Origin of the sequence: Streptomyces sp. MspMP-M5 (genome assembly GCF_000373585.1) — a bacterium.
In the GTDB taxonomy this organism is placed as follows: Bacteria; Actinomycetota; Actinomycetes; order Streptomycetales; family Streptomycetaceae; genus Streptomyces.
Genome location: NZ_KB891907.1, coordinates 316,549 through 327,590 on the forward strand (window position 1 = coordinate 316,549; position 11,042 = coordinate 327,590).

At 70.1% G+C, this 11,042-nt stretch carries 12 protein-coding genes and 1 pseudogene; 7 read left to right on the plus strand and 6 right to left on the minus strand.

Annotated elements, in window-relative coordinates; translation table 11 throughout:
• Positions 1-135 precede the first annotated feature (135 nt).
• Complete coding sequence (locus B073_RS47305; RefSeq protein WP_018541073.1) at positions 136-306, plus strand: hypothetical protein; 171 nt, start codon at positions 136-138, stop codon at positions 304-306.
• Here the strand turns inward: B073_RS47305 and B073_RS0126270 are convergent.
• Positions 300-830, minus strand: coding sequence for a hypothetical protein (locus B073_RS0126270; RefSeq protein WP_037812808.1), 531 nt, complete (start codon positions 828-830; stop codon positions 300-302). The two genes, B073_RS47305 and B073_RS0126270, sit on opposite strands and share 7 nt — an antisense overlap.
• Positions 831-1,011: 181 nt before the next feature.
• Between B073_RS0126270 and B073_RS0126275 the strand changes: the two genes are divergently transcribed.
• On the plus strand, positions 1,012-2,436 hold the full coding sequence (locus B073_RS0126275; protein WP_234025168.1) for a cytochrome P450: 1,425 nt from the start codon (positions 1,012-1,014) through the stop codon (positions 2,434-2,436).
• Between the two features lie 73 nt (positions 2,437-2,509).
• Here the strand turns inward: B073_RS0126275 and B073_RS41230 are convergent, their stop codons facing one another.
• The gene (locus B073_RS41230; RefSeq protein ID WP_420706458.1) at positions 2,510-3,046 is read right to left on the minus strand and encodes a hypothetical protein; all 537 of its coding nucleotides are present in this window, start codon (positions 3,044-3,046) and stop codon (positions 2,510-2,512) included.
• A 656-nt stretch (positions 3,047-3,702) separates the two neighbouring features.
• Here B073_RS41230 and B073_RS0126285 point away from each other — a divergent pair.
• On the plus strand, positions 3,703-5,139 hold the full coding sequence (locus B073_RS0126285) for a M64 family metallopeptidase (RefSeq protein WP_234025169.1): 1,437 nt from the start codon (positions 3,703-3,705) through the stop codon (positions 5,137-5,139).
• 34 nt (positions 5,140-5,173) lie between these two features.
• On the opposite strand, the gene B073_RS0126290 is transcribed toward B073_RS0126285, so the two are convergent.
• Positions 5,174-5,494: an NIPSNAP family protein gene (locus B073_RS0126290; protein ID WP_018541078.1), complete on the minus strand. Its 321-nt coding sequence runs from the start codon at positions 5,492-5,494 to the stop codon at positions 5,174-5,176.
• A 172-nt stretch (positions 5,495-5,666) separates the two neighbouring features.
• Here B073_RS0126290 and B073_RS0126295 point away from each other — a divergent pair, with 172 nt between their 5' ends.
• Positions 5,667-5,972 carry an ArsR/SmtB family transcription factor gene (locus tag B073_RS0126295; RefSeq protein ID WP_018541079.1) on the plus strand — a complete coding sequence of 102 codons (306 nt, stop codon included), beginning with the start codon at positions 5,667-5,669 and terminating at the stop codon, positions 5,970-5,972.
• A gap of 68 nt (positions 5,973-6,040) precedes the next feature.
• Here B073_RS0126295 and B073_RS0126300 read toward each other — a convergent pair whose 3' ends face one another.
• Positions 6,041-6,832, minus strand: coding sequence for a hypothetical protein (locus B073_RS0126300; protein ID WP_037812691.1), 792 nt, complete (start codon positions 6,830-6,832; stop codon positions 6,041-6,043).
• Between the two features lie 294 nt (positions 6,833-7,126).
• Between B073_RS0126300 and B073_RS0126305 the strand changes: the two genes are divergently transcribed.
• Positions 7,127-7,858 (plus strand): glycosyltransferase family 2 protein, encoded by a 732-nt coding sequence (locus B073_RS0126305; protein WP_026247746.1) that lies wholly within the window; start codon positions 7,127-7,129, stop codon positions 7,856-7,858.
• 95 nt (positions 7,859-7,953) lie between these two features.
• On the opposite strand, the gene B073_RS0126310 is transcribed toward B073_RS0126305, so the two are convergent.
• Positions 7,954-8,385 (minus strand): nuclear transport factor 2 family protein, encoded by a 432-nt coding sequence (locus B073_RS0126310; protein WP_018541082.1) that lies wholly within the window; start codon positions 8,383-8,385, stop codon positions 7,954-7,956.
• A 172-nt stretch (positions 8,386-8,557) separates the two neighbouring features.
• Between B073_RS0126310 and B073_RS0126315 the strand changes: the two genes are divergently transcribed.
• Together B073_RS0126315 and B073_RS44455 are read left to right on the plus strand one after the other, a co-directional pair.
• Entirely contained in the window at positions 8,558-9,127 is a 570-nt protein-coding gene (locus B073_RS0126315; RefSeq protein ID WP_018541083.1) for a PadR family transcriptional regulator, read from the plus strand.
• Positions 9,114-9,912: pseudogene (locus tag B073_RS44455) on the plus strand (SGNH/GDSL hydrolase family protein). The gene B073_RS0126315 and the pseudogene B073_RS44455 overlap by 14 nt, the downstream one beginning before the upstream one ends.
• Before the next feature lie 172 nt (positions 9,913-10,084).
• Here the strand turns inward: B073_RS44455 and B073_RS0126325 are convergent.
• The gene (locus B073_RS0126325) at positions 10,085-10,726 is read right to left on the minus strand and encodes a hypothetical protein (protein ID WP_018541084.1); all 642 of its coding nucleotides are present in this window, start codon (positions 10,724-10,726) and stop codon (positions 10,085-10,087) included.
• Positions 10,727-11,042: the final 316 nt, after the last annotated feature.

An 11,042-nucleotide genomic window follows, 5' to 3' on the forward strand; every position in this document is an offset into this window, starting at 1 on the left:
ACGCACCGCCTCCCCGGCACCACCACCGTCTCCCCGCAATTCGCCCCTTCGGGTTGCGGCGGGTGAAAACGCACGCCACGACCCGGCCGGCCCGCTATCTTTGACGGCTTCACAACGCTGGAAAGGGAGGAAGGCATGAGCACCCTGCCATGGACCGTCGAGCGTATTCGTGAGGCGCTCGCCAGCCCGTCCCTCGCCCGGCGCTTCGACGACGAGATGGACCGGGCGCAGCCCGACGAACGGCCGGAGATCTTCGCCAAGTGGCAGCGGATCGCCGGCGGCCTACGGGCGGCCGGCGATCACTGAGGGCCACGGCCCCCGGACGGACGTCCCGCCGCCGACGCAGACGAGTTGACGACCTTACGCTTCAGGACGCGTGGCGTCCCCCGCCGCCCCGCCGCCGCACCGCGCACGGCCCGCAGCACCGGAATCGCGGTCGCGAGGACGAACACCCCGAAGAGCGTGATGGGGAGCAACCCGACCGGGCGCAGCAGCCAGGCCGGATCCGCCTGCAACTGCGGCCAGTTGACGATCCAGTTGGCGAACACATCCAGCGCTATCACGCCCGCGCCCAGCCGAACCCCCGCCGGCCGCACCAACCCCACCAGCACCACCACCAGCGGATCGAGCACGACCAGACTCACGAAGAGCACCTGCAACGGCAGCGGAGCGAAGGCCGCGTACACATGGATCCCGCCGCGCGCGAGATCCAGCACATGCCAGCACGCCCCCTCCACGAACCCGATCACATACACCACGAGCACCCAGCGCACCCACCGCGCCAACCCGCGCCACCGCTCCCGCGTCCCACCCCGCAGCTCATCTCTCATCAGGCCAACGTACGTCAGCTCGGGCACCAGGAGCCGGTCGGTGCCTGGGGGAGTGGCGGCCCTGCCACGATGCCTGGGGCTGGGCAAGTCCCGGCCCTCGGTGTTGCACTGGATGACGCAACGGATGACGCGGCCGGCGAACGGAGCGGTCGCCGTCGGGAGTCGATGTCCGGAGGTGCCGGTGGAATCCCCTGCAGCGGGTCGGCAGTCGGAAGAGGCGGCCGCGAGCATTCCCGGTCCCGAGCCCCGGCCGGACGGTGGGGCCGGAGCCATTGCGGCGGCCGGCGGGCTGCACACCTACCAGTTACAACTGCACGCCGCATACGGGCCCGTCGTACGGTTCCAACTGCCGGGTGTGGAATGGGCCGTGTCGGTCGCCGACCCCGTGCTGCTGGAGGCCACGGCGCGGCTCGACGAGCGTCCGGATGCGCTGTTCGCGTTCCTGGATCCGCTGTGCGAGGCGGGCAACATCCAGGTGATGCCGGCCGCCGAACACGCTCCCTGGCGGCGCCTGCTGCTGTCGGTGCTGGCCGGACGGCCGTCCCACGAGCGGCACTTCGCACGGTTCACCGCGCTGACGACGCAGCTCGCGGACCGCTGGGCGGAGCGGGCCGACCGCCGGCCCGTCGAGCTGCAGAAGGACCTGACCGCGCTGTCCCTGCGGATGATCTGCGCCTACGCACTGGGAAGCGAGATCGCGGACCCGGAGAGCGTGATCGCCGCGTTCGAGGAGGTGCTCACCGAACACCTGGGACGACTCTACGAGACACCGGGCGGCGACGCCCAGGAGGGCCGTGCCGAGCAGGCCGCGGGAGGTGTGAAGGCTGCGAAAGCCGCGAGGGCCCTCGCTCACCTGCGTGCGACGGTGGACCAGGTCGTGACCGCGCACCGTACGGTCGACCGCACCGGCGCCGGCACCGGCAATGGCACCGACCGCACCGACAGGAGCGATCTCATCGGGGTGCTGCTGGCGGCCGGTGAACGGCCCGCGCGGATCCGCGACACCGTCATGATGACGATGCTGGCCGCCCACCACACGACCGGCGTGGCCGTCTCCTGGACCCTGTATCTGCTCGGGCGCCACCCCGAGGTGGCCGCACGCGTCGCCGACGAGCTGGACCGCGTACTGGGCGACCGCGCGGCGCCCGATTACCCCGACCTGCGACGCCTCACCTACCTGGAGATGACCCTCAAGGAAGCGATGCGGCTCTACCCGCCCGGCCCGTACGGCGCGCGGGAGGCCGTCGAACCCCTCCTGCTGGGCGGCCACCTGATCCCGGCCGGGGCCACGGTCTTCTATCCGATCTGGGCCGTCCACATGAACCCCGACTACTGGCCCCAGCCCGAGAAGTTCCTGCCCGAGCGGTTCGCCCCGGACGAGGTGGCCAAGCGGCCGCGGCTGGCCCATATCCCCTTCGGCTTCGGGCCACGCAGCTGCGAGGGCGCCGGACTGGCCATGATCGAGGCCGAGTTGGTCCTGGCCGTCCTGCTCAAGCGCTTCCGCTTCCGGCCCGCCCCGGGGCACCAGGTGACCCCGATCGAACGCTTCGTGCTCTGGGCGGCCGACGACATCCGGATGAACGTGAGCCGCAGGAGCCCCGGGTAGCCCGCCGCCCGCCCATCGCCCCCTCTATCGGCCACCGGCCACCGGCCACCGGCCACCGGCCACCGGCCACCGGCTATCGGCCGTCGGCTTTCGGGCCGGGCTGCACCACCCGGTGCCGTACCCACACATTCGGCTCGACGTAGACGGCGTGGTCCTGCGCGATGTCGCAGTGCACCGGCACGAGGGCGCCCGGGACCTCGATCCGGCCGTCGCGATCGAACGGCAGGCCGGTCCACCGCCGCCACTGGCCCAGCGAACCACTGACCGTCATCGAGGCCGGCGCGATCCTCTCGACGGTGCCGCCGGCCTTGACGTGCACCCGCAGCCACGGATCGGCCGGCAGGCCGTCGGCGCGCCGCCGACGGACGTACTCGGCCATGGGGACGCGCGGTTCGAGGTGCTTGGCCGTCGGCCGCACTGGCGCGAGCAGCGTGTCGTGACCCTGCCGGCCGACGGCGTCACGCAGCCCGGCCAGCATGCGGGAGGAGAGCCCACGCGAGGTCAGAACACGACCCCACCCCCGCTCCGGCATCTCCTCGCGACCCTCGGCACCGGTATCGAACGGCACGCTCAGCCCGCGGGCCACGACGCGCTCGCCATCGGTCGCCACCACGCAGTAGTGGGGGGGGGAAGTCCTCCGGGACGCGGCCCAAGAAGGCGGCCGCGACCGGGTCGTGCGGGATGAACGCCGGCCAGGTCTCGTCGATGTCGTAGATCCGCGCGACCAGCGACGGCCGCTCGGCGAGCGTGGTGATGGCGATGCTGTCGGCGCTGTCGGTGTTGTCTGTCACGGCCGGTCACCCTGCCAGCGGTGAACGATCCCGGCCGGCGCTTTTGCCGGAGCCCCGCGACGTACGTGGCCCTGCGGTCACAAACCGAGCAGCTCCGCGAGAGTGCCGCCCAGGACGCGATCGCGCAACTCCCCTGGTGAGGTGACGCGTTCGACCGTGGCACGGGCCCGGTGGGCCGGTGCCTCACGGCGCTCCGCCGCCCGCCTTGGGCACCCGGCCGCACGGCCTGTGAAATTTCCCGTCCGGGCCGGCCCCGCACTCAACCGACGGCAACAGGCTGCTCCTTTTCCCGCCGCCCCCGTTCACACCCGGCCACCGGATTCACATCCCCGACCTCCTCGGCGTCGACCCATCGATGCACCGGGCGATCCGTGCCATCGTTGCCTGGCACCACAACTGGCCATGACCATGCCAGCAGTGCAACCAGCCACCCACCGACTCCCCACCAACCCCCCCACCCTCCAGGAGAAGTTACGTGCGTCTGCCCGTCCTCCCCCCACCCGCCATACGTCGCCGCCGGAGAGTGATCCCCACCATCATCGGCGCCTGCGCCCTGACCCTCCCCCTCGCGCTCGCAAGCCCCTCCGGCCCGGCCGCGGCCGCCCCCGCCCCCACTCCCGCCCCGCAAGCCCGCGTGGAAGTCCCCGGCCCCGCCGGCGGTGCGGCCGGATCCGGCTACCGCTCCGTCCTCCGTACGTTCCCCCACGCCCCGAAGTCCGTCCTGACGGCCGCCGGCCGGGCCGCGGACGGGCAGGTCACCAAGGTGATCGACAACGGCGACAGCAAGGACCGCCTCGACGTCGTCGTCATCGGCGACGGCTACACCGCGGACCAGCTCGACCAGTTCCACCAGGACGTCAAGAACAAGTGGAACGACTTCCTGGGCGTCGAGCCCTACCGCACGTACCAGAAACTCTTCAACGTCTGGAGCGTGGACGCCGTCTCCACAGAGAGCGGAGTCAGCGGCGACCCCGACAAGGGCGTCGTCCGCAACACCGCCCTCGGCGCGCACTTCTGGTGCGACGGCACCGAACGGCTGCTCTGCCTCGACCAGCAGAAGGTCGACGCCTACGTCGCCAAGGCCCCGCAGGCCGACCTGGTGATCGTGCTCGCCAACAGCGCCAAGTACGGCGGCGCCGGCTACAACGAGCCCAGCCAGACCCTCGGTTACGAAGGCATCGCCACCGTCTCCGCCCACAACGAGGCGGCCAGTCAGGTCGCCGTCCACGAGACCGGCCACTCCCTCGGCAAGCTCGCCGACGAGTACTCCTACCCAGGCGTCCCGGAATACGAGCAGTACACCGGGCCCGAGAAGCCGGAACCCAACTCGTCCGTACTGACCGCCGACGCCATGGCCGCCGCCCGCACCAAGTGGTACCGCTGGCTGGGCGCGACCTCGCCGGACGGCGGGCCGGTCGGCGCCTACGAGGGCGGCAACTACTACGTCAAGGGGCTGTACCGCCCCACCGAGAACTCCCTGATGCGCACCCTGGGCAAGCCGTTCAACAGCCCCGGCGCCGAAGCCATGATCGCCGGGTTCTACCGACACGCCACCCCCGCCGCCCCGGCCGACCACGCCCGGACCTGGAGCACCACGGCGCGCCTCGCCCTGCCCCGCCCGAACGACGCCGCGCACGGCAAGGTGGCGACCCGCTGGTACCTCGACGGGCACGAACTGCGCCGCTACCGGGACCGCGACCACGTGGCACTACGCCAACTCGCGCCGGGCCGCGGCACCCACCGCCTCACGGCGACCGTCACCGACGCCACCTCCGCGGTACGCGACCCCGCCGTCCGCGCCGCCCTGACGCGCTCCACCACCTGGACCGTGCAACACGGCCGCGGCACCGTCCCGGACCCCACCGCCCCACTCGTGGCGCGACCGGACCAGCGGCCCGGTGGCCGCCCCTGACCACCCGCCACCGAACTCTCGGCGCCGCCCCACCTCACGGAATCGGCGAGAAGTCCGTCGGCGCGAGGATCCGGTTCTCGATGTTCAGCAGCAGGCCCTCCTGCTTCATCTCGGCGACGTACGCCTGCCAATCCGGGTCGGCGTACAGGGCGGTCCGACGACGTTCCCGGTCGGCCTGATCCTCGTAGGCCCACAGGTGGACGACCTGGTCGAGTCGCCCCTCCACCGGGACATACCAGCCCACACACCGTCCGAGATACCGCTCCTGCAGCGGATAGCCCTTCTCCCGGTAGAGCGCCACCCAGTCCGCCACCCGGGTCGGCTGGATGGTGTAGACACGGTGATCGACGATCATGACTCTCCCTCGCATCGTGCGCAGACTCCAACGTCGTCCGCCAACGTCGTCCTCCGACATCGTCCTTCGACGTCCGCATCCAACGTCCGCGCCCCTGTTGCGTGACCCTACCTCCAATATTCGATATTCGTCGATTATCGATGAACTACTCAAGTCTGCCTACACTGACGCCATGCGCTCTCTCGACCATCCGGAGCTCTCCGCGGTGTCACTGTCCGACGCCCTGGCGGCGCTGGCCGATCCGACCCGCCGCGCGATCGTGCGCGTACTCAACGACGGCCAGGAGCACCTCGCCGGCGACTTCACCCTCGGCGTCGCACAGTCCACGCTCAGCCACCACATGAAAAAGCTCCGGAGCGGCGGTATCGCGCGCAGCCGCCCGGAAGGCACCCGCTGCTGGGTCTCGCTACGCCTCGAATTCAACGAGCGATTCCCCGGCCTCCTGCAAACCGTGCTCAACCTCGACACGGACACCTGACCCCACACGCCAACCCGGAATCACGGCATGAGGGCCCCCGCCAGGTTCGGTGGGGGCCCTTTGTGTCGTCAGGCCGCGTCGGCCGCCGGTGGCCGGTCGTCGATGATGATGCGGGTGACGGGTGGGCACTCCTTGCCGGATTGGTAGTGAGCGGAGGATTTGTCGGTATCGACATTGCGTAGGGCGATGCCGATGCGGGCGTAGATCTCGCGGGCGAGTTGTTGGGTTCCGGGGGTGGCGGCGAGGTCCTGCTGGGTGGTGCGTAGGGCGTCGAGTACGGCGATGAGGGCGCGGCCGGAGATCTCGGCTTGGATGAGCCCGTTGGCCTCCTTGACGCCGGCCGGAAGTCGGAAGTGCTGGCCGCGACTGGACTGGCCGACGAGGAAGTCCCAGTGGTCTCGGTGGCAGATGATCTGCGCGTATGCGATGCCGGCGGCAAGGGTGAGGAAGTCGTCGAAGTCGTCCGGCTCACTGGGGCGTTGTTGTTGCTCCTTGGTGACCGGATTTGTGGCCGTTTCAGGTGCCTTGGCGGCTGTGAGATCGGCGCGTAGCCCCTCGACGGTGGTGCGGAGTTCGGTGAGCTGGGTGAGGATCTGTTGATCGCGATGCGGGTGTGGGGGTGCGGCGGGTTGCAGGCGTTGGGTGTCGTTGCGGATGCCTTGGAGTTCGCTGTGAATGGCGTCCGCTCTTGCCTGTGCGCCGACTGCTGCGTCGCGTGCGTTCTGGGCTGCGGTCATCGTCGCTTCTACGGTGCTCCGCATGCCGGCAAAGCTTCGGTCCAGCGCCGCGGTGATCGCTTGCTGTGCCTGGGCGATTGTTGTGACGAGTTCTCCGATGCTTCGTCCGATGCCGAATGTCACATGCCCCCCTGGTGTTGGTGGCCGGTGTTGCAGCGGGAGGCTCCCCGCTGATTGCCGGGGTGACGCGGCGAGTTTTGGACGCGGTGATCGCTGGGGCGTGTTGGCGCACGGGGCGTTGCGTGAGGAGCCTTCCTGGTGTGCCTGGGCGGTGCCCACGCCGTTTCCCTGCGCTGCCCCGCGCTGCGCTGCACCTCCGCGCGACCCAGCTGAATTCCGGGTACCGAGAGTGAACCTTGGCCATGGGTTCATGTCATGATCCCGGATGGGCCAATCCCTCTCCGACAGGACCCGTGCATGCGAACCATCAGCGTCATCACCGCCGTACACGAAGGTGGCCACCACTTCATCGGTGACACCTATGAATCCCTGCGCGAACAAAAGCTCCCGGCTGACTGGCAATGGGAGTGGTGCGTGCAGGAAGACGGCACCTCGGGCATTCCGGCCAAAAGCCTCCCAAATGACCCCAGGATCACCCTCGGGTCAGGACAGCGAGCGCGCATAGCGGTCACCCGCACCCACGCCCTCGCACGTGCGACGGGAGATCTGGTTCGCACGTTGGACGCGGACGATGTACTGCTGCCGGGCGCGCTGGAGCGGGACATCGAGACCCTGGAACGTGTTCCTTGGTGCGTATCCGCCTGCGTCGACCTGCACGAGGACGGGAGCACGGCGCCAGGCCCGTGCGACCCTGCCGGTGGCCCCGTGGAGCCCGCGCGCTTCTATCGCGAGGTCCTGGAGCAGCGCCTGTCCGTTCAGGCCACCACATTCGCCGCACACCGTCGCCTGGTACTGGCGCTCGGCGGCTGGCAGGCACTCTCCGGAGCCGAGACAGTTGCGCTGCTCCTTGCCGCGGAGGCGGTGGCACCCGGTGAGTTCATAGCCGAGCCGAGCGTCCTCTACCGCAAGCATCCCCACCAGACGACCGCATCCGACCACTACTGGGAACCGGCCGAGGCGGCCACCCGGATCGACGCGCTGGTGCAGCGCGCCACCGCCCTGCGGGAGTCAGGCTGGAAGTGGAAATAGATACCGTCGGAGCCACGGCTCACCCCAGGCGGCGGTGAGGTGAGCGGGCGCGAGCTCGTATCAGGCGGCGTGCGGCGTGAGGTCGGGCGCTCTCCTCACTGATCGGAACGGGCAGGGAGCAGACCGTCCGTGACCAGCCCCGCGAGGACCGCCTCGCCCAGGGCCTGGACGGCGGACTGCGGCCGGACCATCACCGTGAACTCCTTGACGCGACCGTCGTCGTCGAAGTGCAGCAGGTCGATGCCGTGGATCTGCCGGCCGTTCACGGTCGCCCGGAACACCAGGATCGCCGAGGGGGACTCGGTCCCGTCGGCGGTCGTCTGCGAGGCGCCGTCGTACTGCCCGATGTAACGGAAGTCCTCGAAGGTGCGCAGGAGGACGCCGAAGAGGCCCATCACCATGGGCTTGCCCTCGAAGGGCGTGAACTTCACTGGGCTGTAGAGCCGGATGTCCTCCGTGAACAGCTCGTCGAGGGCGGCGAGGTCACGGTCGTCGACGGCGGCGCGGAAGCGGTCTGCTGTGGTCATGGCTTCTGGCTTCTCCCTCGTAATCACGGATGAGATTAGTCATTTTCTTGAGTACCATGAGCGACGCCCCTGCGGGAAGAGCGGAAAGAGTCGGGGAGGGCGGACCGGGGGGCACGAGAGGTGACAAGGTGCAGCAAAGTGCAACAAGGGGCAAGCAGAGGAGGGCGATTCGATGGCCTTGCGTCATGCCGTGCTGGCGGCGCTGCTCGATGAGGAGCTGAGTGGGTATCAGCTGGCCAAGGCTTTCGACCTGGGCGTGGCGAACTTCTGGTACGCCCAACCACAGCAGGTGTACACCGAGTTGGCCAGGCTGGAAAAGGACGGGCTGATCACGGGCCGCGAAGTGGTCCAGGACACCCGGCCCAACAAACGCCTGTTCCAGGTCACCGACGCCGGCCTGGCGGAACTGGAACGCTTCACGGCCACCGCCACCAAACCCTCGTTCATCCGCGACGACTTGGCCGTCAAGGTGCAGGCGGCCGACCACGTCGACACCGAGGCGCTGATTGCGCAGCTCACCGAGCGCGCCGCCTTCGCCCAGGCCAAGACCGACCTGTTCGGCCGGCTGCTGCACACGATGCGCGGAGAGCGCAGCGAAGAGGAGTTCCTGCGCCACGGCGAGCGCATCGGCCCGTATCTGACGTGCCTGCGCGGCCTGGCTTTCGAGCAGGGCAACCGCGACTGGTGCGAACGCACCGTCGCGATCCTGCGGGCCAGGCAGGTGGCCCGTGCCAGGCACTGACCCGACCCATACCCGCTACGTCGCCTTGGGCGACAGCCAGACCGAGGGCCTCGGCGACGGCGACGACACGGTCGGCCTGCGTGGCTGGGCCGACCGGCTCGCCGAACACCTCGCACAGCACGACTCCGGTCTGCGCTACGCCAACCTGGCCGTACGCGGCCGGCTCGCCGGACAGGTACGCGCCGAACAGCTCGCCCCGGCCCTGGCCCTGCAACCCGACCTGGCCACCGTGGTCGCTGGTGTCAACGACCTCCTGCGTCCGCGATTCGACGCCGACGAGGTCGCCGGCCACCTGGCGGCGATGTTCGCCGCGCTCACCGCCCAGGGCGCCAGGGTCGCCACCCTCACCTTCCCCGACATCGCCCGCATCACCCCACTCGCCCGGCCGCTCAGCTCCCGCGTCACCGCACTCAACGACCGCATCCGTCAGGCGGCCCGTCGCCATGGAGTCACCGTCGCCGAGACCAGTCACCACGCCGTGGTCACCGACCCCCGCCTGTGGAGCCCGGACCGGCTGCACGCCAGCCCCCTCGGCCACCAGCGGATCGCCGCCGCCGTGGCCCATGCTCTCGCCCTGCCCGACAGCGACGACACCTGGACCCATCCGCTGCCTCCGCCGCAAGACACCTGCCCCCGTCGGATGGCGCGCGGCCACGCACGAACTGCGCTGGGCCGCGGCCTTCCTCGGCCCCTGGCTGGGCAGACGCCTACGGGGCCGCTCGACCGGCGACGCTCGCACCGCCAAACGCCCCCACCTCGCCCCCGTACAGACACCTATGGCGTGACATACGGCTGTTGGGGAACCTGGAAAGTCCAGTCCCTTGCGGCGAACGGCTGGTGTCGGACCGGCGTCGGACGGTCCGCGCGCCCGCGCGCCCGGTGGGGCGAGGGCCCACCGGGCGCGTGCGGGGTATGGCGTGTGGCGTGTGGCGCGGAGATGCAGCCGCATGCCGGCGCTTACGGGTGGTACTTCTCCTCGACGGTCTCGGCAGCGCCGGACTTCGGGTTCATGGTGACGCGGACGGTCACACTGCTGGTCTTGGCGGCCTTCTCCAACTGCTCCACGGTGCACTTGGAGGTGCCGTAGCCGTCCTTGCCGACGGTCACGGTACCGTCGTCGACCGAGCAGATCGCGGCCGCGCCGAGGATCCGTGTGGCGTTGGAGATCAGGAACGCCTGCTCCATACCGCCGCCCTGCGGCTTGACGGTCAGCTTGCCGGGGGCGAGGTACGTCAGCGTACCGATGATCGTGCGGTGGTTCCCCGCGTGGGCGACGCCGCTCCCGGTGCCGCGGCCGGCCCCGGCGTGCGTGCCGGAGCCCGAGCCTCGGGCAGCGGACGGTGCCGTACCGGTCTTGCCGCCGTTGTGGCCCTGCGAGCCGGAGTTGTCCGAGGAGGCGCCGCTCGTGGACTGGGGCGGATTCGAGGCGTTCTGAGAGTCGGCCGCGGCCGACGGGCTCGACGAGCCGGCGGGGCGCGCGGCCCCGGAACCCTGACCACAGGCCGTGACCCCCAACCCCAGTGCAGCGGCGGTGACTACGGCGGCGGCGATGCGGCGTCCGGCGCGTCCGCGGAAGCGGCTGGTGGTGGCGGTGTTCATGGTGGTTCCCTAAGAATGTGAGGCGGTCCGGGAGGACCGGGTGTGGCTGATGGTGGGTTGCCCTTGAGGGCTCGAGAGGAATGGCCGCCCGGTCCTCCGGGACGCTCCGACCACTGATTGAGAACTGCGGTCATCGCTGGTTAGGGACCTGTCGGCGGAGTGTTCTACGGACCACGGGAGTGTTGGTCACGGTGGAACGGAGCAACGCGGTTGAGCACGCGGCAGGAGCGGATATGGGTCGGCATCGACGCCGGTAAGGGGCACCACTGGGCGGTGGCCCTCGACGCCGACGGCGAGACGCTGTTCTCGACGAAGG

Bases quoted from the DNA above. Each gene is read 5' to 3' on its own strand.
- B073_RS0126315 (WP_018541083.1), top strand. From the start codon at position 8,558: ATGGCCTTGCGTCATGCCGTGCTGGCGGCGCTGCTCGATGAGGAGCTG.
- B073_RS0126310 (WP_018541082.1), bottom strand. From the start codon at position 8,385: ATGACCACAGCAGACCGCTTCCGCGCCGCCGTCGACGACCGTGACCTC.
- B073_RS0126325 (WP_018541084.1), bottom strand. From the start codon at position 10,726: ATGAACACCGCCACCACCAGCCGCTTCCGCGGACGCGCCGGACGCCGC.
- B073_RS47305 (WP_018541073.1), top strand. From the start codon at position 136: ATGAGCACCCTGCCATGGACCGTCGAGCGTATTCGTGAGGCGCTCGCC.
- B073_RS0126270 (WP_037812808.1), bottom strand. From the start codon at position 830: ATGAGAGATGAGCTGCGGGGTGGGACGCGGGAGCGGTGGCGCGGGTTG.
- B073_RS0126290 (WP_018541078.1), bottom strand. From the start codon at position 5,494: ATGATCGTCGATCACCGTGTCTACACCATCCAGCCGACCCGGGTGGCG.
- B073_RS0126295 (WP_018541079.1), top strand. From the start codon at position 5,667: ATGCGCTCTCTCGACCATCCGGAGCTCTCCGCGGTGTCACTGTCCGAC.
- B073_RS0126305 (WP_026247746.1), top strand. From the start codon at position 7,127: ATGCGAACCATCAGCGTCATCACCGCCGTACACGAAGGTGGCCACCAC.